The sequence below is a fragment of the Pseudomonas sp. BBP2017 genome (assembly GCF_003024385.1).
Taxonomy (GTDB): domain Bacteria; phylum Pseudomonadota; class Gammaproteobacteria; order Pseudomonadales; family Pseudomonadaceae; genus Aquipseudomonas.
Genome location: NZ_PVZN01000026.1, coordinates 1 through 24,688, shown reverse-complemented (window position 1 = coordinate 24,688; position 24,688 = coordinate 1). Strand labels below are relative to the sequence as shown.

20 protein-coding genes are annotated in these 24,688 nt (G+C 60.7%); 12 read left to right on the top strand and 8 right to left on the bottom strand.

The genetic code is table 11. The features are described from left to right. Nucleotides 1–11: 11 nt before the first annotated feature. The 5 genes from C6382_RS22535 to C6382_RS22515 form a co-directional block, all read right to left on the bottom strand. Nucleotides 12–1,259 carry an ABC transporter permease gene (locus C6382_RS22535; RefSeq protein ID WP_107026527.1) on the bottom strand — a complete coding sequence of 416 codons (1,248 nt, stop codon included), beginning with the start codon at nucleotides 1,257–1,259 and terminating at the stop codon, nucleotides 12–14. Between the two features lie 64 nt (nucleotides 1,260–1,323). Next, entirely contained in the window at nucleotides 1,324–2,358 is a 1,035-nt protein-coding gene (locus C6382_RS22530) for an ABC transporter substrate-binding protein (RefSeq protein WP_107026526.1), read from the bottom strand. Nucleotides 2,359–2,398: 40 nt separating this feature from the next. Continuing rightward, a complete protein-coding gene (locus tag C6382_RS22525; RefSeq protein WP_107026525.1) occupies nucleotides 2,399–3,523 on the bottom strand; it encodes an ABC transporter ATP-binding protein in 1,125 nt (374 codons plus the stop codon). A gap of 260 nt (nucleotides 3,524–3,783) precedes the next feature. Next, the gene (locus C6382_RS22520) at nucleotides 3,784–4,416 is read right to left on the bottom strand and encodes a response regulator transcription factor (protein WP_178082826.1); all 633 of its coding nucleotides are present in this window, start codon (nucleotides 4,414–4,416) and stop codon (nucleotides 3,784–3,786) included. 7 nt (nucleotides 4,417–4,423) lie between these two features. Then, nucleotides 4,424–6,814 (bottom strand): PAS domain S-box protein, encoded by a 2,391-nt coding sequence (locus C6382_RS22515; RefSeq protein ID WP_107026523.1) that lies wholly within the window; start codon nucleotides 6,812–6,814, stop codon nucleotides 4,424–4,426. A 94-nt stretch (nucleotides 6,815–6,908) separates the two neighbouring features. Here C6382_RS22515 and C6382_RS22510 point away from each other — a divergent pair, with 94 nt between their 5' ends. Beyond that, nucleotides 6,909–7,913: an alpha/beta hydrolase family protein gene (locus C6382_RS22510; protein WP_107026522.1), complete on the top strand. Its 1,005-nt coding sequence runs from the start codon at nucleotides 6,909–6,911 to the stop codon at nucleotides 7,911–7,913. Here the strand turns inward: C6382_RS22510 and C6382_RS22505 are convergent. The 3 genes from C6382_RS22505 to C6382_RS22495 are packed head-to-tail and all read right to left on the bottom strand — an operon-like array spanning nucleotide 7,910 to nucleotide 10,369. Continuing rightward, on the bottom strand, nucleotides 7,910–8,674 hold the full coding sequence (locus C6382_RS22505) for a TerB family tellurite resistance protein (protein WP_107026521.1): 765 nt from the start codon (nucleotides 8,672–8,674) through the stop codon (nucleotides 7,910–7,912). The two genes, C6382_RS22510 and C6382_RS22505, sit on opposite strands and share 4 nt — an antisense overlap. Before the next feature lies 1 nt (nucleotide 8,675). Continuing rightward, nucleotides 8,676–9,347: an N-acetylmuramate alpha-1-phosphate uridylyltransferase MurU gene (gene murU / locus C6382_RS22500; RefSeq protein WP_107026520.1), complete on the bottom strand. Its 672-nt coding sequence runs from the start codon at nucleotides 9,345–9,347 to the stop codon at nucleotides 8,676–8,678. After that, nucleotides 9,344–10,369 carry an aminoglycoside phosphotransferase family protein gene (locus C6382_RS22495; protein ID WP_107026519.1) on the bottom strand — a complete coding sequence of 342 codons (1,026 nt, stop codon included), beginning with the start codon at nucleotides 10,367–10,369 and terminating at the stop codon, nucleotides 9,344–9,346. Before C6382_RS22495 ends, murU begins: the two co-directional genes overlap by 4 nt. A gap of 130 nt (nucleotides 10,370–10,499) precedes the next feature. Between C6382_RS22495 and C6382_RS22490 the strand changes: the two genes are divergently transcribed. The 11 genes from C6382_RS22490 (at nucleotide 10,500) to C6382_RS22440 (ending at nucleotide 24,529) form a co-directional block, all read left to right on the top strand. Next, nucleotides 10,500–13,313: an LPS-assembly protein LptD gene (locus C6382_RS22490; protein WP_107026518.1), complete on the top strand. Its 2,814-nt coding sequence runs from the start codon at nucleotides 10,500–10,502 to the stop codon at nucleotides 13,311–13,313. Beyond that, a complete protein-coding gene (gene surA / locus C6382_RS22485) occupies nucleotides 13,294–14,610 on the top strand; it encodes a peptidylprolyl isomerase SurA (RefSeq protein WP_107026517.1) in 1,317 nt (438 codons plus the stop codon). Before C6382_RS22490 ends, surA begins: the two co-directional genes overlap by 20 nt. Next, entirely contained in the window at nucleotides 14,607–15,596 is a 990-nt protein-coding gene (gene pdxA / locus C6382_RS22480; protein ID WP_107026516.1) for a 4-hydroxythreonine-4-phosphate dehydrogenase PdxA, read from the top strand. The genes surA and pdxA overlap by 4 nt, the downstream gene beginning before the upstream one ends. Further along, nucleotides 15,593–16,399, top strand: a complete 807-nt coding sequence (gene rsmA / locus C6382_RS22475) for a 16S rRNA (adenine(1518)-N(6)/adenine(1519)-N(6))-dimethyltransferase RsmA (protein ID WP_107026515.1) — start codon at nucleotides 15,593–15,595, stop codon at nucleotides 16,397–16,399. The genes pdxA and rsmA overlap by 4 nt, the downstream gene beginning before the upstream one ends. Before the next feature lie 105 nt (nucleotides 16,400–16,504). Continuing rightward, nucleotides 16,505–16,885, top strand: coding sequence for a Co2+/Mg2+ efflux protein ApaG (gene apaG / locus C6382_RS22470; protein ID WP_107026514.1), 381 nt, complete (start codon nucleotides 16,505–16,507; stop codon nucleotides 16,883–16,885). Next, complete coding sequence (locus C6382_RS22465) at nucleotides 16,885–17,760, top strand: symmetrical bis(5'-nucleosyl)-tetraphosphatase (protein WP_107026513.1); 876 nt, start codon at nucleotides 16,885–16,887, stop codon at nucleotides 17,758–17,760. The genes apaG and C6382_RS22465 overlap by 1 nt, the downstream gene beginning before the upstream one ends. Before the next feature lie 14 nt (nucleotides 17,761–17,774). Then, nucleotides 17,775–18,104 (top strand): thiosulfate sulfurtransferase GlpE, encoded by a 330-nt coding sequence (gene glpE / locus C6382_RS22460; protein WP_107026512.1) that lies wholly within the window; start codon nucleotides 17,775–17,777, stop codon nucleotides 18,102–18,104. Nucleotides 18,105–18,386: 282 nt separating this feature from the next. Beyond that, nucleotides 18,387–20,309: a PrkA family serine protein kinase gene (locus C6382_RS22455; RefSeq protein ID WP_107026511.1), complete on the top strand. Its 1,923-nt coding sequence runs from the start codon at nucleotides 18,387–18,389 to the stop codon at nucleotides 20,307–20,309. A gap of 104 nt (nucleotides 20,310–20,413) precedes the next feature. Beyond that, nucleotides 20,414–21,685, top strand: coding sequence for a YeaH/YhbH family protein (locus C6382_RS22450; RefSeq protein ID WP_107026510.1), 1,272 nt, complete (start codon nucleotides 20,414–20,416; stop codon nucleotides 21,683–21,685). Next, entirely contained in the window at nucleotides 21,682–23,244 is a 1,563-nt protein-coding gene (locus C6382_RS22445) for a SpoVR family protein (RefSeq protein WP_107026509.1), read from the top strand. Before C6382_RS22450 ends, C6382_RS22445 begins: the two co-directional genes overlap by 4 nt. A gap of 55 nt (nucleotides 23,245–23,299) precedes the next feature. Continuing rightward, a complete protein-coding gene (locus C6382_RS22440) occupies nucleotides 23,300–24,529 on the top strand; it encodes a multifunctional CCA addition/repair protein (RefSeq protein WP_107026508.1) in 1,230 nt (409 codons plus the stop codon). The last annotated feature ends 159 nt before the right edge of the window (nucleotides 24,530–24,688 follow it).

The window sequence follows — 24,688 nt, the reverse complement described above, 5'->3', positions numbered from 1 at the left end:
GACAACGCTCCTCAGCTCAGACGCAGGCGGCTGGCGCCGACCAGCCAGCTATAGATCAGGTACAGAATGACGGTGGCGAGCAGCAGCAGGCCGCCCAGCGCAGTCGCCATACCCCAGTTGATGCTGGTGTTGGTATAGAACGCCACGAAGTAGCTGACCATCTGATCGTTCGGGCTACCGAGCAGCGCCGGGGTGATGTAGTAGCCGATGGCCAGGATGAACACCAGCAGACAGCCCGCGCCTACACCTGCGTAGGTCTGTGGGAAGTACACCCGCCAGAAGCTGGTGAACGGATGGCAGCCCAGGGAGATGGCCGCACGCATGTAGGTGGGTGAGATGCCCTTCATCACGCTATAGATCGGCAGGATCATGAACGGCAGCAGAATGTGGACCATGGAGATGTACACACCGGTGCGGTTGAATACCAGCTCCAGCGGCTTGTCGATGATGCCCACGGCCATCAGCGCACTGTTGATCAAACCGCCCGATTGCAACAGCACGATCCAGGCGGCAACCCGCACCAGGATTGAGGTCCAGAACGGCAGCAGTACCAGAATCATCAACAGGTTGCTCTGCCGGGTTGGCAGGTTGGCCAGCAAATAGGCCAGCGGATAGGCCAGCACCAGGCAAATGGCGGTGATGACAAAGCCCATCCACAGGGTACGGGTGAAGATGTCCAGGTAGATCGACTGGTCCGGGGTAGCCTTGGCCAGCTCGCCGAGGTCATCGATGCGATGGTCCAGCGCCGCCAACAGGTAGAACGGTGTGACGCTACTGGTGTTACGGCGGATCGCCTGCCAGTAGGCTGGATCGCCCCAGCGCTCGTCCAGCTCTTGCAGGGCTTCTTTATAAGAAGCCGGCTCGGTCTTGAACGGCAAGGCTCGGGCGGTTTTCGCCAGCAGGCTGCGATAGCCGGCCAGCTCCATGTTCAGACGTTTGGAGGTGTCGCCCAGAGTCTGGTTCTTGCGCGCCTGGCCGAGGTCTGCGCTCAGTGCCTTGTACACCGACTCATCCGGCAGGCCCTTACCATCCCACTGCGTGACCACCGCAACAGTCTGCGGCAAGCCTGTGACAACTTCCGGGTTACCGACACTCTTGTAGAGCAGCGCGGCAATCGGCACCAGGAAAACCAGCAGCAGGAACAGCGCCAGCGGCGCGATCAGGGCTTGCGCCTTCCAGCGGTTGACCCGCTCGGCACGCGCCAGACGCTGCTTGAGTGTGGAACCGGCGCCTTCATTCAGGGGCACTGCGATGGCCATAGCGAACTCCGAAATCTTGAGAACAGGAAGCGTCGGCGACGTGCCGACGCTCCATCAGCCGACCTTACTTGGCAGCCCAGGCGTTGAAGCGTTGCTCCAGTTGCTCGCTGTTGTCGGCCCAGAAGGCGACGTCGATCTGCACCTGGTTGGCAATGTTTTCCGGGGTGGTCGGCATGTCTTTCTTGATCTCGTCGGAGAGCAGGCTCACCGCTTTGGAATTGGCAGGGCCATAAGCGATGTTTTCCGAGTAGATCTTCTGTTGTTCAGGCTTGACCGAGTAGGCGATGAACTTCTTGGCTTCTTCGGCATTCTTCGCGCCCTTCGGAATGGCCCAGGCGTCGAAATCGTAGATACCGCCGTTCCATACCACCTTCAGGTTGCTTTCTTTCTGTACTGCAGCGATCCGGCCGTTGTAGGCCGAGCTCATGACCACGTCACCCGAGGCCAGGTACTGTGGCGGCTGAGCACCGGCTTCCCACCACTGGATGCTTGGCTTGAGTTCGTCGAGTTTCTTGAAGGCGCGATCCTGGCCTTCCTTGGTGCCGAGCACCTTGTAGACATCTTTAGGCGCGACACCGTCGGCCATCAGGGCGAATTCCAGGGTGTACTTGGCGCCCTTGCGCAGGCCGCGCTTGCCCGGGAACTGCTTGGTGTCCCAGAAATCGGCCCAGCTGGTCGGCGCGGTTTTCAGTTTGTCGGCGTTGTACGCCATCACTGTGGACCATACGAAGAAGCCCACGCCGCAAGGCTGGATAGCACCAGGCACATAGTCGGCCTCGTCGCCGAACAGCGCAGGGTCGAGCTCCTCGAACATGCCCTCATCACAACCACGAGCCAGTTCCGGCGACTCTACTTCGACCAGGTTCCAGGACACGCTCTTGGTGTCGACCATGGCTTTGACCTTGGCCATTTCGCCGTTGTATTCGCCCGCCACGATCTTGCCATTGCCGGCCTTTTCCCATGGCTCGTAGAACGCTTTGACCTGGGCGGCCTTGTTGGCGCCGCCGAAAGAGATCACGGTCAGATCGGCCGCCGCCATGGCCTGGCCCGCCGCAAACAGCCCCAGCGTCAGAGCGGTCAACTTCAAGTGCTTTAGCATTATTATTCTCTCCACAGTACAGGGTTGGTGAAGCAAACCTTCAATTGGCTTCCAGGATCGGATCGAGCGCGCGGGCGTGCTCCACTTCCCAGCCAAGCGGTACCACATCGCCCACGGCCAAGGCCGGGTCGAGTTCGGCAATCGGCTGCTTCACGAAGAAATCGGCCTTGCCGCACACTTCCAGGCGAACCCGTACGTGGTCGCCCAGATAGATGAATTCGGCCACCCGCCCGGAGAAGCGGTTAACGCAGCTCTCGCTGTGACCGTTCAGGCGCACACGCTCAGGGCGGATCGACAGGGTGACCGGCTCACCGCTCTGGCCAACATTGACCGCCAATGCCTCGACCTTCTCGCCGCGGGCCAGCTGCACCAGGCAACGCTCGCCGTCCTGACTGATCAGGCGGCCATTGATGCGGTTGTTCTCACCGATGAAGTTGGCGACGAAGGTGTTCTTAGGCTCTTCATAGAGGGTGCGCGGGTCGGCAATTTGCTGGATCTCGCCCTGATGGAATACAGCGACCCGATCAGACATGGTCAGCGCTTCGCCCTGGTCATGGGTGACATACACCACGGTGACGCCCAGACGCTTGTGCAGGTGCTTGATTTCCATCTGCATGTGTTCACGCAGCTGCTTGTCGAGGGCGCCGAGCGGTTCATCCATCAGCACCAGCTGCGGCTCGAACACCAGTGCTCGCGCCAGGGCCACCCGCTGCTGCTGGCCACCGGACAACTGACCGGGGTAGCGCTTGGCGAACGCATCGAGCTGGACCATGTTGAGCACGCGCTTGACCCGCTCGCTGATGTCGGTCTTGCTCAGGTTGCGCACACTCAGGGGGAAGGCCAGGTTCTCGGCCACAGTCATGTGCGGAAACAGCGCATAGTTCTGGAACACCATGCCGATGTCGCGCTTGTGCGGCGGCACGTTGTTGATCGAGCGCCCGGCCAGCTGGATTTCGCCGGCGGTCGGGGTCTCGAAGCCTGCCAGCATCATCAGGCTGGTGGTCTTGCCTGAGCCGGATGGGCCGAGCAAGGTCAGGAATTCGCCTTTGCGAATATCCAGATTGAGGTCTTTGACGATCAGCGACTCGCCGTCATAGCTCTTCTGCACACCGCGGAAGCTGACCAGCACTTCGCCGGCTGCAGCGCTCGAATTCACCTCACTCATACCCGTACCTTCTTGTTGGATGACTGCCGTGTTGACAGCCTAGTGAAGGCGCGAGTCGGCGCAAATCGGGGGTGGAGAGAGATTGGTATCAGCTGGATGGAAGGCTTGAGGTAGGGATTGCCCTACAAGGATGGCGTTTTTGGATAGGTGATCGGCAGGTCAGGCGCTATCGCGGGGCAAGCCCGCTCCCACAGAGTCTGCTTCCTGTAGGAGTGGGCTTGCCCCGCGATAGGCCCCTTCCCATGTCGTAAATGGAACACTCAGAGCAACTTGTGCTCCATGGCGTACTTCACCAACTCCGCCAGCGAGTTCACATTGAGCTTCTGCATCAGGCGCGCCTTGTGGGTGCTGATGGTCTTGTTGCTCAATGCCAGCTGCTGGGCGATGTCGTTGACGTTGGCGCCCTGAGCCAGGCGCTCGAACACCGAAAACTCGCGCTCCGACAGTAGCGAATGCAACGGCCGGGCATCCGTCAATCCAACCTCGAAGACCATCCGGTCAGCCAGCTCCGGATCAATATAACGACCACCGCCGGCCACCCGCCGAATGGCCGTCAGCAGCAAGGCCGGGTCACTGTCTTTGGTCGCGTAGCCAGCCGCGCCGACCTTCAGCGCCCGCGCGGCCATCTGCGCCTCGTCATGCATCGACAACACCAGGATCGCAGGCGGGTTGCTCAAAGCGCGAATCCGCGGAATCGCCTCAAGGCCATTGACCCCGGGCATGGAGATATCCAGCAACACAACTTCGCAGTCGGTATGGCGCAAAGCCTCAAGCAATTGCTCGCCGTTAGCGGCCTCCCCGGCCACCTGCATGTCTTTAGCCAGGCCAATCAGCTGCTTGATACCTTCGCGGACGATGGTGTGGTCTTCGGCAACCAGAACTCGAATCACAATACCGCTCCTATTTCAGGGGAATTGCCACGCTCAGGCTGGTGCCCTCGCCCGGCTCGCTCTCCAGGGTCATTTGTCCGCCCAACATCAGTACCCGTTCTCGCATCCCGACCAGACCGAAAGATGTCGGGCGACTCTCATCCAGCGCAAAGCCGATGCCATCGTCGATAACCGTCAAGCGCAAGGTACGACCGTCCAGGCTCAAGCTGATCTGCACAGTATGCGCCTGAGCGTGACGCATGACATTGGTCAGCGCCTCTTGCAGGATGCGGAACAGGCCAATGGCCTTGGCATCGCTCAACGGCGGCAGGTTTTCCGGGACCTGGACCAGACATGGAATCTGCGTGCGCGCCTCGAAACGCCGTGCCTGCCACTCGATCGCCGAGGCGATACCAGCATCCAGAATCGGCGGTCGTAACGCGGTGGCGACATCTCGAACCAACTGGAACAGCTGGGCAATCAGGCGTTTCATGCTGGCCAGGCGCTCGTTGAGGCCGGGATCAAGGTCGGCGTAGGCCAGCTCACACATGGAGGTTTCCAGCTTGAGCACCGTCAGCATCTGCCCCAGTTCGTCATGCACTTCCCGGGCGATACGGGCTTTCTCTTCTTCACGAACGCTTTCCAGGTGAGCCGATAGATCGCGCAGTTGCTCCTGGGAGCGGGCCAGTTCCAGCTCGACCCGCTTGCTCTGGGTAATGTCCCAGACCACGCCGTCCCAGACCACGCGGCCATCGCCAAGGCTGCGGGTACTGGCCTTGATATCAGCCCAGCGTTGTTCACCCTCGCGGGTCAGGATGCGGCCCTGCCAGGACCAGTCCTGGTCAGTGGCCAGGGCCAGGTCCTGGACTTTGTGGTAATCGGCCCGGTCGTCCGGGTGAACCAGGTTGCGCAAGCCCATGTCCGGGTGCTGCAAGGCTGCCGGGGTATAACCGACCAGGGCCTCGCTGCCTTCACTGATGTAGGGGAACTCCAGCTCGCCTTCAGCCGGGTTGCGTTCAAGCCGGAACACCAGTCCCGGAACGTTGCCGGCAATACCCTTGAGCCTGGCCTCGCTTTCGCGCAAGGCGGCCAGGGCCCGGCGCCGTTCGGTCACGTCGGTGAGAAACACCACCAGATACTCGGCATCGCGAAAGCGCAAAAAGCTCAGCGACACATCCACCGGCAGCAGGCTGCCATCGGCACGCAGGCATTGGGTTTCGAAGTGCAGGGCAACATCGTTGCTGGCCCGCGCGCCTTTCCACAGCTCAAGCCAGCGGTCCATATGCAGGCCAGGCTCGAAGTCGATCAGTGGCCGGTCGACCACCGTGCCCTCGGCATAGCCGAGCATGCTTTCGGCGGCGCGGTTGGCATAACGCACATGGCTATCCCAGTTGACCCAGAGAATGCCCACCGTGCTCTGGTCGATGGAGAACTGACTCAAGCGCAAGGCCTCTTCCCGTGCCTGGCGTTGATTGATAGTCTCCCGCGCCGTCAGCAGGTTGTGCTCCAGCTGATGCAGTTGGCGCCGCTGCCACACCACGATGGCCATGCAGCTGAACAACAGAGCAGCAAGCAGTAACCCCAGGTTCTGCCAGAAACCCGGCGACTCGCTCAAGCGTGGGTACTTGGGTTCCAGCCAGCGCTGGTGCAATTGTTCCAGGTCCTTGGCCGGGATGGCCTGCAGGCCGCGCTCAAGAATCTCCGCCAACTGTGGCCAGTCACGTCGCGAGGCAACGCGCAGCAGTTGCGGCAGGCCGATATCGCCGACCACAGCCAGGTCACTGAACTCGCTTTCTCGCGACAGCCGGCTCAACTGCGCCTCATCCACCACGGCGTAGCGGGCTTGTTCGCTGAGTACCAGTTGCAGCGCCTGACGCTCCTGGGGAACGCCTTGCAAATTGAGGTTCGAGTAGGTGGCGCGCAGATAATCGGCCACCGTGCTGGGCATGCGCACCGCCACCCGTTCATTGTCGCTGAGCTTTTCAAGGTCCACCGCCACCGCTCCACTGCGCGGTCCAACGATCAACTGCGGCACACGCATGTACGGATCGCTGAACAACCACAAGCGCAGGCCGGCCGGTGTCTGGCTCAGGCCGGGAGCCAGGTCGACCTCGCCGGCCACCAGTGCCCGCTCCAGCGCGGCCTGATCCGGGAAGTTACGCCAGGTCAGGTCCAGCCCCAGCGCACGGCCCAGCCAGTTCATCAGTTCGACATTGACCCCATACAGCTGCTGCAGGCGCCGGTCGAACTGGGCAAACGGCGCTTGCAACACCAGCCCGACCCGCAGGCTGCGGTGCTGCTCAAGCCATTGTTGTTGCGCAGGGTCGAGAACCACCGCGGCCGGCGTGCCTGCAGGGGCCGCCCAAGCGATCAAGGACCAGCAGAAACAGCCGATAACCAACAGGCAGCGCAGTGACTTCATCTAAACGCTCATCAAAGAATGGATGGCCACCGAGCATGGCCGTCCCGGACAAATACTATTAGGCTGCCGGTATTATTCTGGCCTGGACCACTCCATGTTCGCACTTTTTCGCACGACGCTTCCGGCGTTTTGCCTTGCATTGATACTACCTTGTAGCGCACAAGCGGCTGCAGATGAAACACCACCAGCCGCCGAAAACACTCCACCGACAACCGTCCAGCGCCAACCGCTGGCTGAACGCAGCCAGGAAGATGCCCTGGCGCTGGAGCGGCAGGTTCCCCAGGCCGAGCAACAAATGCTGCAAGCCGGCAGTGACCATTTCCTCACGCTGTGGAAACCGGCCAACACCAGCGAACCTGACGGTGCACTGATCATCCTCGCCGGTGCCGGCGAAACCGCCGACTGGCCGAAGACCGTCGGCCCCTTGCGCCGCAAGTTTCCAGACGCTGGCTGGCACAGCCTGAGCCTGAGCTTGCCGGACCTGCTGGCCGACAGCCCGCAAGCACGTGCCGAGACTGCACCGGCTCCGAGCCAGCCGGTGGAAAAAGGTCAGAGCGCACCGGCCAAGGACACGCCTGACGACGCCAATGCCAGCGTCGAAAAAGCCACGACCGCCGAGAGTGAAGTCAGCGAAAGTGCAGCCCAACCCGAGGCCCCAGGCATCAACGACAAAGCCGATGCCGAGCGCATCTTCGCTCGTCTCGATGCCGCTGTGGCTTACGCTCAGCAGCACAACGCGCGGAGCATCGTCCTGCTGGGCAATGGCAGTGGCGCCTACTGGGCCGCCCGCTATCTCAGCGAGCGGCAACCGGCACAGGTGCAAAAACTGGTGATGGTCGCAGCACAGACGCCCGCACAAGCCGAACAGAGCCTCGACGCCCTTGCGCCTTCGCTGAAAGTCCCCACCGCTGACTTCTTCTACACCAACCAGTCCCAGGCGCGACGCGCTGCCGAACAGCGTCTGCAAGCCAGCAAACGGCTCAAGGACAACAATTATCGTCAGGTAGGATTGACCGCCATGCCCGGCAACAGCGCGGCGCAACAGGAGCAACTGTTCCGCCGGGTGCGTGGCTGGCTGAGCCCGGAAAAGGTCGACTAGAAACCGCGACGCTGGCGGATGATCGCGTAGGCCTGGTGCAGCTCACGGGTGCGCTCGGTGGCTTCTCGCACCTGGGATGGGCTGGCGCCACTGCCGACCAGCTTGTCCGGATGGTGGCGGCTGACCAGCCGCCGATACGCCTGCTTGATCTGCCCGGGCTCTGCGTGCGCCTCAACGCCGAGCATACGCAAAGCGTCCTGGTATCCAAGGCTGGCGCTGGACAGGCCAGCCCGCTGAGGCTCATATTCCAACGCCAGCGCCTGGACCTTGGGCGCCGACCAGCCCAACTGCTGCCCCCAATCCAGCAACAACTCGCGCTCGTGGCGCCCCGCCCGACCGTCGGCCCAGACCATACGCCAACAGGCGCGTAACATGCCCTCGGCGGCATGGGGTTGTTGCCTCAAGCGACGCAGGTAGACGCCCAGGCGGTCCTTGCCGCCCTTACCGCGGTTGAACGCAGCAATCGCCCGGCGACGCGCAGGCTCGCTCATTTGCAGTCGTTGCATCTCCTGACGTGCCTGCTGAATATGCCCGTCGACCACCCGCCCGTCACACTTGGCCAGACGCCCGAGCAGGACGAACAGCACTTCATCATCACGCAGCACCGGACGCCCGCCCAGGCGCTCACGGACATGGGCCCAACTGTGCAACTGCAAGCGGCGGTCCATCGCCTGACCCAGCAACGCCCCCAGCAATGCCCCTGGAATGCTGGCAATGGCGAAGCCGGCCCCGGCACCAATCACTGTGCTCGGCCACAACATGTCAACGGCGCCCTTTGATCAGTTGTTCAACTTCAGCCAAACGTTCCTGCGTGCCGACATCCACCCAGTGGCCACTGAAATGCTCCCCCGTGACCCGACCCGACGCCATCGCCTCACGCAACAGCGGTGCCAACTTGAAGGCCCCTGCCGTACAGCCATCGAACAAGGCTGGGTCAATGACTGCAATACCGCTGTAGGTCAGGGTGGCAGCGCCGTCCAGGCCATCACTGACCAACCCCTGTTGCAGGCAGAAATCGCCCTTGCCGTGATGGCCGGGGTTATCGACCAGTACCAGATGGGCAAGGCCCGCAGGCTTTGGCGGCAAACGGCTGAAGTCGTAATCGCTCCAGACATCACCGTTGACCAGCACAAAGGGGGCATTGCCGAGCAAGGGCAAAGCCTTGTAGATCCCGCCCCCGGTCTCCAGCGGCTCGCCCTCCGGCGAGTAGCTGATGCTCAATCCCCAACCGGCACCGTCACCCAGATGAGCTTCGATTTGCGCACCGAGCCAGGCATGGTTGATTACCACTTCCTTGAAACCTGCTGCCACCAGGGCGCGCAGGTGGTACTCGATCAGCGGCACGCCCGCCACTGGCAGCAGAGGTTTTGGCGTGTGCAAGGTCAGCGGACGCATCCGCTCACCCTTGCCCGCCGCCAGGATCATCGCTTTCATGGACGCGCTCCGCCCGCAGCCTGCAGGCTCTCGATCAGTTCATCCAGCTCGGCCAGTTCAGGACGGCGGGCAATCACTTCATCTATATAGGCGAAGAAACGTGGTACATCGGTCAGGTAGCGTGGCTTGCCATCGCGGTGGCAGATACGGGCAAAAATGCCGATGACTTTCAGGTGGCGCTGTACGCCCATCAAGTCGCTGGCACGGTGAAAGGCTTCAAAGTCGGCCTGGACCGGGATGCCCTTGGCCTGCGCGCGTCCCCAGTAATCTTTGAGCCAGCTCTGCACTCGCGCTTGCGGCCAGCTCAAGAAGGCGTCCTTGAACAGGCAAGTAATGTCATAAGTGACCGGGCCGTACACCGCATCCTGGAAGTCCAGCACGCCGGGGTTCGGAACGCTCTGCATCAGGTTGCGTGGCATATAGTCGCGGTGAACCAGCACTTTCGGCTGGGACAGGGCACTGTCAATCAACAGGCTGCTGATGCGCTGCCAGGCGGCCAGTTGCGCATCTGTAAAGCCCAGGCCCAGCTCGCGACCGACATACCACTCGGGAAACAGCTCAAGCTCGCGGCGCAACAGGGCCACGTCATAGCTTGGCAACGGCGCGTCCATCGGCAACTGCTGGAAGGCCAGCAGCGCTTCGATGGCGTCATTGAACAAACCATCGGCATTGTCGGCATTGATTACATCAAGATACGTCTGCGTACCCAGGTCGCTGAGCAGCAGGAACCCACGCTGCAGATCCTGCGCGTGAATCACCGGTACATTGACCCTGGCGGTGGCCAGCAGATGGGCGATATCAACAAAGGGACGGCAGTTTTCCTGCGGCGGCGGTGCGTCCATGACAATAAAACTGTGGCCTTCGGCCTGCCAGCGGAAGTAGCGGCGAAAGCTAGCATCGCTGCTCGCAGCGGTCAGGCTAGCCGCTGGAACCGCACCCCAACCCTGTTTATGAAACAGATCGGTCAGTTGTGCATCGAGCCAGACAGTGAGGTGTTGCAGGCGTACATCGTGATCAGGCATTACAAGGGTCTCCGACGGCCCTAGCCGTCAAGCGGGTCATGCTTTATTATCCAGCATCTTTTTCAGACCATCGAGAGGCGTGCGGCCCCACACGCGGGCAGATGGCACGCAGGAAGCCCGGACTAATAAGATGGCATTGAAATCCCCCGCGTTTCGTAAAAAATTCCCGTTGCTGGTCACCGGCGGTCTGCTGGCGCTGCAACCTCTGGCCACCTCGTATGTGGTCGCCGCAGAGCAATTCGACTGCCAAGTGTCCGCTGCCGGAGGCTGGGACTGCAAGCCCAAAGCCAACGCTGCCGCGCTGCCGCCTCGTCCGGTGCATCCGGGTGCAGCTGCCAGCTCGACGGGTGAAGCCAGCGCTGAGACCGGCGAAGCCGTCGAAGAAGCTGGCAAAGGCCCGATGCTCGTTACCGAGAGCAAGGGCCGTGGCCTCAAAACCCGCAGTGATGACTACAGCCACCTGGACTGGGTTCCGCGTGATCAGCTGACCCCTGCCCAGCTCGCCGAAACCGGGCCTTATTGCGCCGGCGCCTACATCGAGCCGACCCGTCCGGGCATGGATGACACCACGCCGAAGGACGAAGCACCGACCTTCATCGGCGCCAAGGTTTCCCGCTACCAGCAGGAGCAGCAGATCGCCACCCTCGCCGGTGATGTGGTCATGCGTCAGGGCAGCATGCAGGTCGAGGCCGACGAGGCCAACCTGTACCAGGCCGAAAACCGCGGCGAGCTCAGCGGCAACGTCAAGATCCGTGACAACGGTTCGCTGGTGGTTGGCGATCATGCCGACATCCAGCTCGACACCGGTGAAGCCAAGGTCGACAACGCCGAATACGTCATGCACAAGTCGCGTGTCCGCGGTAACGCGCTGTACGCCAAGCGTGCCGAGAACGCGATCATCCGCCTCAAGGATGGTACCTACACCACCTGTGAGCCGAACAGCAACGCCTGGCAGCTCAAAGGCAACAACATCACCCTGAACCCGGCTACCGGCTTCGGTACCGCGACCAACGTCACCCTGCGGGTCAAGGATTTCCCGGTGTTCTACACACCGTATATCTACTTCCCGATCGACGACCGTCGTCAGTCCGGCTTCCTGCCACCGTCGTTCAGCACCAGCAGCGACACCGGCTTCATGCTGGTTACGCCGTACTACTTCAACCTGGCGCCAAACTACGACGCCACCTTGTATCCACGCTACATGGCCAAACGCGGCATGTTGATGGAAGGCGAGTTCCGCTACCTGACCAAGTCCAGTGAAGGTCAGTTTGGTGGTGCTTACCTGAATGACAAGAATGATGATCGTAAGGAACAGACTGACTACAAAGATCAGCGCTGGATGGTCAACTGGCAGCACAAGGGTGGCTTGGATGAGCGGCTGCTGGCGGAAGTTGACTACACCGACATCAGCGATCCGTTCTACTTCCAGGATCTGGAATCGGATCAGATTGGGGTCGAGAGCAAAGACGTCGTCAACCAGCAAGGCGCCTTAACCTATCGTGGCGATGACTACGTCGCGCGACTGAACATGCATGCCTATGAGATGGCGACCATCTCCAAGATCACCCCGTATGATCGCCTGCCGCAGATCACCTTCAACGGGATGCTGCCGTATCATCCAGGTGGCCTTGATCTGAAATATCAAACCGAAGCAGTTCGCTTCGACCGCGACCTGAAAAGTGGCCCAGTGTTTGACGAAGACGGCAACCTGGACACCAGCGTGCGCGCAGACGGCGGCCGGATCGACCAGAACGTATTCGGCCTGGCCCGTGCCAATGGCGATCGATTCTATGCGGCGCCAGAAATCAGCCTGCCGCTTACTGCGACCTATGGCTACCTGAAGCCATCGATCAAATACACCACTACACATTACGAGCTGGACCTGGACAGCCAGGGTAAACAGCAGGCGGCGACTGGCTCCGAACTTCGCGGCAGATACAGCAGTACGCAGAATCGAAATGTGCCAATCTTCAACGTCGACAGTGGCCTGTATTTCGACCGTAACACCCAGTGGTTTGGCAAAAACTATCGTCAAACCCTTGAGCCACGCCTGTACTACCTGTATGTGCCCTATGAAGATCAGAAAGACATTCCCGTCTTTGACACTGGCGAGAGCACATTCAATTACAGCTCGCTGTTCCGTGACAATCGCTTCAGCGGTCGCGACCGGATTGGTGACGAGAACAAACTGTCGCTGGGTGTGACCAACCGCTGGATCGAAGAAAACGGCTTCGAGCGTCAACGCTTCAGCGTCGGTCAAGCACTGTACTTCAAAGATCGTAAGGTGCAATTGCCGGGTATCGACTACCGCACCCGCGACGATTCACTTTCTGACGTATCGCCTTACGCGCTTGAGTACCAATATCGCTACAACCGCGACTGGCGCTTCAACTCCGACTTCAACTGGGATCCAGACAGCCGCAGCACCCGTTCGGGCAGTGCGATGTTCCACTACCAGCCTGAAGACAACGTGAACAAAGTCGTCAACCTCGGCTATCGCTACCGCAATGACATGGTTCGCTACGATCAGGCGACAGGTACCTGGTCGGCAGGTGGCAACAGCGACTATGGCACCCCAGGCAGCCCGAACTACGTCAAGGATTACTACAAAATCCAGCAACATGACTTCTCGGTCATGTGGCCGATCGTTCCACAGTGGAACGCAATCGCTCGCTGGCAGCACGACTACAGCCAGAACCGTACCCTGGAAGCCTTTGGTGGCTTCGAATACGACAACTGCTGCTGGAAGCTGCGTCTGATCAACCGTTACTGGATTGACTACGACGACTTTAGCCAGGCAGCTCCGCAAAACGAACAAGGCGACCACGGCGTCTTCCTGCAGATTGTGCTGAAAGGCCTCGGCGGCGTAGTGGGCAATAAGGTCGAGTCTTTCCTCGACAAAGGCATTCAAGGTTATCGTGAACGTGAAGACCAAGCTTACTGATTGTCTGCGCCCGCTGTTGCTGGGCGCTGTATTACTGAGCGGCACGGCGCATGCCGCTGTGCAAACTCTGGATAGCGTTGTGGCCATCGTCGATAACGACGTGGTCATGAAGAGCCAGCTGGACCAGCGCGTGCGCGAAGTCCAGCAGACCATCGCCAAGCGTGGTGGCTCTGTGCCGCCCACTGGCGTGCTCGATCAACAGGTGCTCGAACGCCTGATCGTCGAAAACCTGCAACTGCAGATCGGCGATCGCTCCGGCATTCGCATCACCGACGAAGAGCTGAACCAGGCCATCGGCACCATCGCCCAGCGCAATGGCATGAATCTGGAGCAGTTCCGTGCAGCCCTGGCGCGCGACGGTCTGTCCTATGAAGATGCTCGCGAGCAGGTTCGTCGCGAGATGATCATCAGCCGTGTGCGTCAGCGTCGTGTGGCCGAACGTATTCAGGTTTCGGAACAGGAAGTGAAGAACTTCCTCGCCTCGGACATGGGCAAGATGCAGCTGTCGGAAGAGTTCCGCCTGGCCAACATCCTGATCCCAACCCCGGAGCGCGCAGATTCGGCCACCATCCAGGCCGCAGCCAGGCAAGCCGAGCAGGTTTACCTGCAGCTCAAGCAGGGTGCCGACTTCGCTCAACTGGCCATCGCCCGTTCGGCAAGCGAAACCGCGCTGGAAGGCGGCGAAATGGGCTGGCGTAAAGCAGCTCAATTACCACCTCCCTTCGACCGCCTGCTGAGCTCCATGTCGGTCGGCGATGTCACCGAGCCCGTCCGCACCCCGGGCGGCTTCATCATCCTCAAGTTGCAGGAAAAACGCGGCGGCCAGACCCTGGTGCGTGACGAGGTGCACGTTCGCCATATCCTGATCAAGCCTAGCGAGATCCGCAGCGAAGCGGCCACCAAAGCACTGGCAGATAAACTCTACGAGCGCATCCAGAGCGGCGAAGATTTTGCCCAACTGGCGAAGAGCTTCTCTGAAGACCCGGGTTCGGCCCTCAACGGCGGCGACCTGAACTGGATCGACCCGAATGCACTGGTGCCCGAGTTCCGCGAAGAAATGGCCAGCGCCCAGCAGGGTCAGGTCACCAAACCGTTTAAAACCCAATACGGCTGGCACGTCCTCGAAGTCCTTGGCCGTCGCGCCACCGACAGCACCGAACAGGCCCGCGAGCAACAAGCGATGAACGTGCTGCGTAACCGCAAGTACGACGAAGAGCTGCAGACCTGGCTGCGTCAGATCCGTGACGAAGCCTACGTTGAAATCAAGCTTCCTGGCGCCGATCAGGCCTCCCAGTGAAACTTCAGCGCTTCGCCCTCACACCCGGCGAGCCAGCCGGCATAGGTCCCGACCTGTGCCTGCTGCTCGCCGCGCAAGCCCAGCCTCACCCCCTGATTGCCATCACCAGCCGTGACCTGCTCGCCGAGCGGGCCACGCAGCTGGGTGTGGCCGTCAACCTGCTCCCGGTCAGCCTCGACGCCCTCCCCGACCAGCCCGCCGCGGCGGGCAGCCTGTATGTCTGGGATACGCCACTGCAGAACCCGGTGGTGGCTGGTCAGCTGGACAAGGCCAATGCCGCTTTCGTCCTGGAAACCCTGACCCGCGCAGGCCAAGGTTGCCTGGACGGGCATTTTGCCGGGATGATCACCGCGCCCGTGCACAAAGGTGTGATCAACGAGAGCGGTATCGCCTTCTCCGGCCACACCGAATTCCTCGCCGACCTTACCGGCACCGCACAAGTGGTGATGATGCTGGCCACTCGCGGCTTGCGCGTGGCCCTGGTGACCACTCACCTGCCCCTGCGCGATGTGGCCGACGCCATCACCCCGGAGCGCCTGGAGCGCGTCACGCGCATCCTGCATGCCGACCTGCAACAGAAGTTCGGCATCGCCAACCCGCGCATCCTGGTCTGCGGCTTGAACCCGCACGCCGGTGAAGGTGGCCACCTTGGCCATGAAGAAATCGACACCATCGAACCGACATTGGCGCGCCTGCGCAGCGAAGGCATGGACCTGCGCGGCCCGTTGCCCGCCGATACCCTGTTTACCCCCAAATATCTGGAGCACTGCGACGCAGTGCTGGCGATGTACCACGACCAGGGCTTGCCCGTACTCAAGTACAAGGGCTTTGGCGCCGCCGTCAACGTGACCCTTGGCCTGCCGATCATCCGCACTTCGGTCGATCACGGCACCGCCCTGGATCTGGCCGGCAGCGGCAAAATTGACACCGGCAGCCTGCAAGTCGCCCTGGAAACCGCCTACCAGATGGCCGAGACCCGACTATGAGTGAGCAATACCAACACCGGGCGCGCAAGCGCTTCGGCCAGAACTTCCTGCACGATGCCGGGGTCATTGACCGCATCCTGCGCTCGATCCACGCCAAGGCGGGCGATCGCATGCTGGAAATCGGCCCGGGCCAGGGCGCCCTGACCGAAGGCCTGCTGGGCAGCGGCGCGCAGCTTGACGTGGTCGAGCTGGACAAGGACCTGGTGCCGATTCTCAACCAGCAATTCGCTGGCCGCGACAACTTCCGCCTGCATCAGGGCGACGCCCTGAAATTCGACTTCACCAGCCTGGGCGCCGCGCCGCACAGCCTGCGCGTGGTCGGCAACCTGCCATACAACATCTCCACGCCTCTGATCTTCCACCTGCTGGCCAACGCCGAGCTGATCCGCGACATGCACTTCATGCTGCAGAAGGAAGTGGTCGAGCGCCTGGCTGCAGGTCCCGGTGGTGGTGACTGGGGGCGCCTGTCGATCATGGTCCAGTACCACTGCCGGGTCGAACACCTGTTCAACGTAGGCCCCGGTGCATTCAATCCGCCACCGAAGGTCGACTCGGCCATCGTGCGCCTGGTCCCGCACGAAACCCTGCCGTTCCCGGCCAAGGATCACCGCCTGCTTGAGCGCATCGTTCGCGAAGCCTTCAATCAACGGCGCAAGACCCTGCGCAACACGCTCAAGGCCCTGCTCAGCAGCGAAGCCATCGAAGCCGCTGGCGTCGACGGCAGCCTGCGCCCAGAACAGCTGGACCTGGCCGCCTTCGTCCGCCTGGCTGACAAGCTGGCCGAGCAACAAGGCAGCCACTAAGCTGCTGCCATGGCCAGTCATGCCCGCATGACTGGCCGGCAACCCTGCCAATAGCCTAGACTGAACGCAATTGCCGTATCCGCGTCTGCTTCCAAGGCCCCTTGCATGTCTGATCCCCGCTACCAGATCGACGTCAGCGTCGTGACCCGCTTTCTCAAAGAACAATCCGACCCCGAAAACGAGCGTTTCGCCTTCGCCTACACCATTACCGTGCAGAACAATGGCTCGGTGCCGGCCAAACTGATGTCGCGCCACTGGCTGATTACCAATGGCGACGGTCAGGTCGAAGAGGTAAAGGGCGCCGGCGTGATTGGTCAACAACCGCTGATCGAACCCGGCAAGAGCCATACCTACAGCAGTGGCGCCGTGATCAGCACCCAGGTCGGCACCATGCAGGGCAGCTATCAGATGTTCGCCGAAGACGGTAAGCGCTTCGACGCCATCATTGCCCCGTTCCGCCTGGCCGTTCCCGGAGCCCTGCACTGATGGCAGTGTATGCAGTAGGTGACTTGCAAGGGTGCCTGCAACCGCTCAAGTGTCTGCTTGAACGGGTCAGTTTCAACCCCGCCGTTGACCGCCTGTGGCTGGTCGGCGACCTGGTCAACCGCGGCCCGGAGTCTCTGGAAACCCTGCGTTTTCTGTACGCCATCCGTGATTCGCTGGTCTGCGTACTGGGCAACCACGACCTGCACCTGCTGGCAGCCTGGCATAACATCGAGCGCCTGAAAAAAAGCGACACCCTGCGAGAGATTCTTCAGGCACCGGACGCTGGCGAGCTGCTGGACTGGTTGCGACGGCAAAAGCTGCTGCACTACGACGAACAGCGCGGCGTAGCCTTGGTCCATGCCGGCATCCCACCGCAATGGACCCTGGGCAAAGCGCTGGAGCTGGCAGGGGAAGTCGAGGAAGTGCTGCGCGACGACAACCGCCTCAAGATCTACCTGGACGGCATGTACGGCAACGAGCCGAACAAGTGGAGCAAGGACCTCAGTGGTGTGACTCGCCTGCGGGTGATCACCAACTACTTCACCCGCATGCGCTTTTGTACCAGTGACGGCAAGCTCGACCTCAAGGGCAAAGAAGGTGTCGAGACCGCTCCACCGGGCTACAAGCCCTGGTTCGCCCACAAAGGACGGCGCTCGCGTCATGTGAAAATCATCTTCGGCCACTGGGCGGCACTTGAAGGCCGCTGCAAGGAGCCGGATGTGATTGCCCTGGACACCGGCTGCGTCTGGGGCGGGACGATGACCCTGTACAATGTCGACAGCGGCCAGTTCCATCGCTGTGACTGCACTGCCGAAGGCACGCCGCGCCCTCAGCCAGCGTCGGCACAACCCGCTAGAATGAACGACCAGCCCTGAAGGAAACCGTACCCATGAGCGAATTCAAACGCATCCCTCCCGAGCAGGCCCAGGCGCTGCGTGAGCAAGGTGCGGTCGTGGTCGATATTCGCGACCCGCAAACCTATGCCCTCGGCCACATCACCGGCTCCAGGCATCTAGACAACCATTCGGTGGCAGACTTCATCCGCGGCGCCGACCTCGACGCCCCCACGGTGGTGGTCTGCTATCACGGCAACTCCAGCCAGAGCGCTGCTGCTTATCTGGTCAGCCAGGGCTTTTCTGACGTCTACAGCCTCGACGGTGGCTTTGAGCTGTGGCGTGGCACGTACCCGGCAGAAACCGCCCAAAGCACTGCCGAATAATTTTTTTCATCTCTCGCAGCCCGCGTCCTGTGCGGGCTCGCGCCTGACCAGACAAACGGTCACGGTGAACTTCATGCGCAACCACCCTTGACCTCCCCGATTACCAACTATCCTTAAGCCCAGGCCATCCAAAAAGGGGAGAGCCGGTACACCGGCGTGCGGGTCATCGGTAGCGAGTTCTAGGTGTTCTGGGGGGTATACAGCAGTCGGCATTCGTCGATTGCATGCCAGCATCAGCTGACTGATCCGGCGTCGGCTCCACGTATCGAGCGAGGTGACGTCATGAGTATTTTTAGCCACTTCCAACAACGTTTCGAGTCCACCCGCCAGGAAGAACTTTCGCTGCAAGAGTACCTTGAGCTCTGCAAAACGGATCGCAGTGCTTACGCGTCGGCGGCTGAACGCCTGTTGATGGCCATCGGCGAGCCGGAACTGGTCGACACCTCGCATAACTCCAGGCTGTCGCGCATCTTCTCCAACAAGGTAATCCGCCGCTATCCGTCCTTTGAAGACTTCCATGGCATGGAGGAGTGCATCGATCAGATCGTCTCCTACTTCCGCCATGCCGCTCAGGGTCTGGAAGAGAAGAAACAGATCCTCTATCTGCTCGGCCCCGTGGGTGGCGGCAAGTCCTCCCTGGCCGAAAAACTCAAGCAACTGATGGAGAAGGTACCCTTCTATGCCATCAAGGGCTCGCCGGTCTTCGAGTCGCCTCTGGGGCTATTCAACGCCACGGAAGACGGCGCGATTCTCGAAGAGGACTTCGGTATTCCGCGACGCTACCTCAATACCATCATGTCGCCCTGGGCGACCAAGCGACTGGCCGAGTTCGGGGGCGACATCAGCCAGTTCAAGGTCGTCAAACTGTACCCGTCGATCCTCAATCAGATCGCCATCGCCAAAACCGAACCGGGAGACGAGAACAACCAGGACATTTCCGCCCTGGTGGGTAAGGTCGATATCCGCAAACTCGAGGAGTTCCCACAGAACGACGCCGACGCCTACAGCTATTCGGGTGCACTGTGCCGGGCCAACCAGGGCCTGATGGAATTCGTCGAGATGTTCAAAGCCCCCATCAAGGTCCTGCACCCGCTGCTGACCGCCACCCAGGAAGGTAACTACAACAGTACCGAGGGCCTCGGTTCAATCCCCTACTCCGGGATCCTGCTGGCCCACTCCAACGAATCGGAATGGCACAGCTTCCGCAACAACAAGAACAACGAAGCGTTCATCGACCGGATCTACATCGTCAAGGTGCCTTACTGCCTGCGGGTCAGCGACGAGATCAAGATCTACGACAAGTTGCTGTTCAACAGCTCGCTGGCCAAGGCCCATTGCGCACCTGACACCCTGAAGATGCTTGCGCAGTTCACCGTGCTGTCGCGCCTCAAAGAGCCGGAAAACTCGAACATCTATTCGAAGATGCGCGTCTACGACGGCGAGAATCTCAAAGACACCGATCCAAAAGCCAAGTCGATCCAGGAGTACCGGGACGCTGCCGGGGTGGACGAAGGCATGAACGGTTTGTCGACCCGTTTTGCCTTCAAGATCCTGTCGAAGGTGTTCAACTTCGATCCCCACGAGATCGCCGCCAACCCCGTGCACCTGCTCTACGTGCTTGAGCAGCAGATCGAGCAGGAACAGTTCCCGGCCGAGGTGCGCGAGCGCTACCTGCGCTACCTGAAAGAGTACCTGGCACCGCGCTACATCGAGTTCATCGGCAAGGAAATCCAGACCGCCTACCTGGAATCCTACAGCGAATACGGCCAGAACATCTTCGACCGCTACGTGCTGTACGCCGACTTCTGGATCCAGGACCAGGAGTACCGCGATCCGGAAACCGGCGAAATCCTCAACCGCATCGCCCTCAACGAAGAACTGGAAAAAATCGAGAAACCGGCGGGCATCAGCAATCCGAAGGATTTCCGCAACGAGATCGTCAACTTCGTGCTGCGCGCCCGGGCCAACAACAATGGCAAGAACCCGACCTGGCTCAGCTACGAAAAACTGCGGGTAGTGATCGAGAAGAAAATGTTCTCCAACACCGAAGACCTGCTGCCGGTCATCAGCTTCAACGCCAAGGCGAGCAAAGAGGATCAGCAGAAACACAACGACTTCGTCACCCGAATGGTGGAACGCGGCTACACAGACAAGCAAGTTCGGCTGCTCTCGGAATGGTACCTGCGAGTCAGAAAATCGCAGTGACCGAGCTGTAAGTGGCAAGCCGCAAGCTTTGCGCCAGGCTCTTGTCAGCCGCCTGGCCCGGCTTGCGGCTTGAAGCTTGAGTCTTCAGCTCCCCGGAGGGGCCTATGAGCTATGTGATCGACCGACGCCTGAACGGCAAGAACAAGAGCACGGTCAACCGCCAGCGTTTTCTGCGGCGTTACCGTGACCACATCAAGAAAGCCGTCGAGGAGGCCGTAAGTCGCCGCTCCATTACCGACATGGAGCATGGTGAGCAGATCAGCATTCCCGGTCGCGATATCGACGAGCCGGTGCTTCACCATGGCCGCGGCGGCAAGCAGACCGTGGTGCACCCAGGCAACAAGGAATTCACCGCCGGCGAACACATCGCCAGACCACAGGGCGGTGGCGGTGGCGGTGGGCGTGGCAAGGCCGGCAACTCCGGCGAGGGCATGGACGAGTTCGTCTTCCAGATTACCCAGGAGGAATTTCTCGAGTTCATGTTCGAAGACCTGGAACTGCCCAACCTGGTCAAACGCCACCTGGCCGGCACCGACACCTTCAAGACCGTGCGAGCCGGTATCAGCAATGAAGGTAACCCGTCACGCATCAACATCATCCGCACCTTGCGCTCTGCTCACGCCCGGCGCATTGCCTTGTCCGGCAGCAGTCGCGCCAAGCTGCGCGCAGCTCAAGAGGAGCTGGCGCGCCTTAAACGGGAAGAGCCGGATAATTTCGGCGATATTCAGGAAATTGAAGCCGAAATCGAACGATTGAGCGCACGCATCAACCATGTACCTTTCCTCGATACCTTCGACCTCAAGTACAACCTGCTGATCAAGCAGCCCAACCCCAGCTCCAAAGCCGTGATGTTCTGCCTGATGGACGTTTCTGGCTCCATGACCCAGGCCACCAAGGACATCGCCAAACGCTTTTTCATCCTTCTGTACCTGTTCCTCAAGCGCAACTACGACAAGATCGAAGTGGTATTCATCCGCCACCACACCAGTGCCCGCGAAGTCGACGAAGAGGAGTTCTTCTATTCCCGGGAAACCGGCGGAACCATCGTCTCCAGCGCCCTGAAGCTGATGCAGGAGATCATGGCCGAACGCTACCCGGCCAACGAATGGAATATCTACGCAGCGCAAGCCTCTGATGGCGATAACTGGAACGATGATTCGCCGATCTGCCGCGAGATTCTCACCAAGCAGATCATGCCGTTCGTCCAGTACTACACTTACGTTGAGATCACCCCCCGCGAACATCAGGCATTGTGGTTCGAATATGAACGTATCGGCGAGGCCTTTGCCGATACCTTCGCCCAGCAGCAGCTGGTGTCGGCCGGCGATATCTATCCGGTCTTCCGTGAACTCTTCCAGCGCAGGTTAGTGACATGACCGCTAGAGAGCAGAAGCGCCAACCCATTTCCACCGGTTCCGAATGGACATTCGAACTGATCCAGGCCTATGACCGGGAAATCAGCCGCCTGGCCGAGCGCTATGCCTTGGACACTTACCCCAATCAGATCGAAGTGATCACCGCCGAGCAGATGATGGACGCCTACGCGTCCGTCGGCATGCCCTTGGGCTATCACCATTGGTCCTATGGCAAACACTTCCTCAGTACCGAGAAGTCCTACAGCCGTGGCCAGATGGGCCTGGCCTACGAGATCGTGATCAACTCCGACCCGTGCATTGCCTACCTGATGGAAGAAAACACCATTTGCATGCAGGCCCTGGTGGTGGCGCACGCCTGTTACGGACACAACAGCTTCTTCAAGGGCAATTACCTGTTCCGTACCTGGACCGATGCCAGTTCGATCATCGACTACCTGGTGTTCGCCAAGCAGTACATCACCCAGTGTGAGGAACGCCATGGCATCGATGCAGTGGAGGACCTGCTCGACTCCTGCCACGCCTTGATGAACTACGGTGTCGACCGCTACAAGCGCCCCTACCCGATTTCCGCCGAGGAGGAACGGCGTCGGCAGAAGGAGCGCGAAGAACACCTGCAAAAGCAGATCAACGACCTGTGGCGGACCATCCCCAAGGGCGCCGACAAGAACAGCGATCGTGACAACGCGCGTTTTCCGGCTGAGCCGCAGGAAAACATTCTCTATTTCATCGAGAAACACGCACCGCTGCTTGAACCCTGGCAGCGTGAAATCGTGCGCATCGTGCGCAAGATCGCCCAGTACTTCTACCCGCAACGCCAGACCCAGGTGATGAACGAAGGCTGGGCGACCTTCTGGCACTACACCCTAATGAACGACCTGTACGACGAAGGACTGGTCACCGACGGTTTCATGATGGAGTTCCTGCAGTCGCATACCAGCGTGGTGTTTCAGCCTGGCTTCGACAGCCCCTACTACAGCGGCATCAACCCTTATGCCCTGGGTTTTGCCATGTACCGGGACATTCGGCGCATGTGCGAACACCCAACCGAAGAGGACCGTCGCTGGTTCCCGGAAATCGCCGGCAGCGACTGGCTGTCGACCATCAAGTTCGCCATGAGCAGCTTCAAGGACGAGAGCTTCATCCTGCAGTACCTTTCTCCCACGGTGATCCGCGACCTCAAGCTGTTCAGCATTCTCGATGACGACCAGCGCGATGACCTGCTGGTGCCGGCCATCCATGATGAAAGCGGTTACCGGATCATCCGGGAAACCCTGGCCGCCCAGTACAACCTGGGCAACCGCGAGCCCAACGTGCAAATCTGGAGCATCGACCGTCGCGGCGACCGCTCCCTGACCCTGCGCCACCAGCAACACGATCGCAAGCCGCTGGGTGACTCGACCGAGGAGGTTCTCAAGCACCTGCACCGCCTCTGGGGCTTTGATATCCACCTGGAAACCCTGCAGGGTGACCAGATCATGAAAACCCACCATGTGCCGCCCAAGGGCGAGCATGGCGAAGCCGAGTACGGCCGCCTGGACCTGGCAGTCGTGCACCTCTAGCCAGCCCTCCGTTGCTGCCATACAGGGTATCCTGTGGCATCAACGGAGGATTTTCATGCAGATCTACAAAGTCGGCGGTGCCGTACGCGACCGCCTGCTCGGCCAGCCGGTCAGTGATATCGACTGGGTTGTGGTCGGCGCTAGCGCAGAGCAAATGCAGGCGCTCGGCTATCGGCCCGTGGGTGCCGACTTTCCGGTGTTCATCCACCCCAAAAGCGGCGAGGAATACGCCCTGGCGCGCACCGAGCGCAAGAGTGGCCGCGGTTACGGCGGGTTCACCTTTCACGCCAGCCCCGAAGTAACCCTTGAAGAAGACCTGATCCGGCGCGATCTGACCATCAACGCCATGGCCGAAGATGAGCAGGGTAACGTCAGCGATCCTTATGGCGGCCAGAAAGACCTCGAAGCCCGAATTTTACGCCATGTTTCCCCGGCATTCGCCGAAGATCCTTTGAGGGTCCTGCGCGTAGCCCGCTTTGCCGCGCGCTACGCCGCAATGGGCTTCAAGGTAGCGCCGGAAACCATTGAGCTGATGCGCCAGCTCAGCGAGTCCGGTGAACTCCAGGCACTCACCGCCGAGCGCAGCTGGAAAGAAATCGCCAGGGCACTGATGGAAGATCAACCTCAGGTGTTCATCCAAGCGCTGCGCGATTGTGGCGCCCTCAAAGAGCTGATGCCTGAACTCGACGCTCTGTTCGGCGTACCGCAACCTGAGGCCCACCACCCGGAAATCGACAGTGGTCTGCATACCCTCTCGGTCCTTGAACAGGCCGCCCGGCACCAGCAACCCCTGAGCGTGCGCTGGGCCTGCCTGCTGCATGATCTGGGCAAAGGCCTCACCCCAGAGGAGGAATGGCCTCGGCACATCGCTCACGAGCAACGCGGGCTCAAGCTGATCAAGGCCGTCAACCAGCGCTTCAAGGTGCCACGCGAGTGCCAGGAACTGGCGGCGCTGGTCGGCGAGTACCACACGCACTGCCACCGCGCGTTGGAGCTCAGGGCCTCGACCTTGCTCGAATTGCTGCAAAGCTTCGATGTTTATCGTCGGCCGCAGCGTTTTGAGGAGTTCATTGCTGCTTGCGAAATGGACGCTCGGGGGCGCAAGGGGCTGGAGCAGCGGCAGTACCCGCAAGCCGATTACCTGCGCGGTGCAGCGGCGGCAGCGCGGGCAGTACAGGTGCAACCACTGGTACAGCAAGGACTGACCGGGCAGGCACTGGGAGAAGCGCTCAAGGGTGAGCGATTGAAGGCGTTGAAGGCCTACAAGAACAGCTTCAGTGCTTGAAACCATCGCGGGGCAAGCCCGCTCCCACAGAACCGGTGGGAGCAACTGTCTTCACCATGCTATTCGTCACCGCCATTCGGTACCGTCGCGTAGCATGGCGTTCAGCCTGATCAGCAGTATCCGCATGCAGGCAATGAGCGCGACTTTCGCGCTCTTGCC

What these genes read in the sequence shown, in the direction of transcription:
- C6382_RS22505 (WP_107026521.1), bottom strand. Translation starts at nt 8,674, where the DNA reads ATGTTGTGGCCGAGCACAGTGATTGGTGCCGGGGCCGGCTTCGCCATT.
- C6382_RS22455 (WP_107026511.1), top strand. Translation starts at nt 18,387, where the DNA reads ATGAGTATTTTTAGCCACTTCCAACAACGTTTCGAGTCCACCCGCCAG.
- C6382_RS22515 (WP_107026523.1), bottom strand. Translation starts at nt 6,814, where the DNA reads ATGAAGTCACTGCGCTGCCTGTTGGTTATCGGCTGTTTCTGCTGGTCC.
- C6382_RS22445 (WP_107026509.1), top strand. Translation starts at nt 21,682, where the DNA reads ATGACCGCTAGAGAGCAGAAGCGCCAACCCATTTCCACCGGTTCCGAA.
- C6382_RS22525 (WP_107026525.1), bottom strand. Translation starts at nt 3,523, where the DNA reads ATGAGTGAGGTGAATTCGAGCGCTGCAGCCGGCGAAGTGCTGGTCAGC.
- rsmA (WP_107026515.1), top strand. Translation starts at nt 15,593, where the DNA reads ATGAGTGAGCAATACCAACACCGGGCGCGCAAGCGCTTCGGCCAGAAC.
- C6382_RS22450 (WP_107026510.1), top strand. Translation starts at nt 20,414, where the DNA reads ATGAGCTATGTGATCGACCGACGCCTGAACGGCAAGAACAAGAGCACG.
- glpE (WP_107026512.1), top strand. Translation starts at nt 17,775, where the DNA reads ATGAGCGAATTCAAACGCATCCCTCCCGAGCAGGCCCAGGCGCTGCGT.
- murU (WP_107026520.1), bottom strand. Translation starts at nt 9,347, where the DNA reads ATGAAAGCGATGATCCTGGCGGCGGGCAAGGGTGAGCGGATGCGTCCG.
- C6382_RS22440 (WP_107026508.1), top strand. Translation starts at nt 23,300, where the DNA reads ATGCAGATCTACAAAGTCGGCGGTGCCGTACGCGACCGCCTGCTCGGC.
- C6382_RS22510 (WP_107026522.1), top strand. Translation starts at nt 6,909, where the DNA reads ATGTTCGCACTTTTTCGCACGACGCTTCCGGCGTTTTGCCTTGCATTG.
- C6382_RS22495 (WP_107026519.1), bottom strand. Translation starts at nt 10,369, where the DNA reads ATGCCTGATCACGATGTACGCCTGCAACACCTCACTGTCTGGCTCGAT.
- C6382_RS22490 (WP_107026518.1), top strand. Translation starts at nt 10,500, where the DNA reads ATGGCATTGAAATCCCCCGCGTTTCGTAAAAAATTCCCGTTGCTGGTC.
- C6382_RS22465 (WP_107026513.1), top strand. Translation starts at nt 16,885, where the DNA reads ATGGCAGTGTATGCAGTAGGTGACTTGCAAGGGTGCCTGCAACCGCTC.
- C6382_RS22535 (WP_107026527.1), bottom strand. Translation starts at nt 1,259, where the DNA reads ATGGCCATCGCAGTGCCCCTGAATGAAGGCGCCGGTTCCACACTCAAG.
- C6382_RS22530 (WP_107026526.1), bottom strand. Translation starts at nt 2,358, where the DNA reads ATGCTAAAGCACTTGAAGTTGACCGCTCTGACGCTGGGGCTGTTTGCG.
- apaG (WP_107026514.1), top strand. Translation starts at nt 16,505, where the DNA reads ATGTCTGATCCCCGCTACCAGATCGACGTCAGCGTCGTGACCCGCTTT.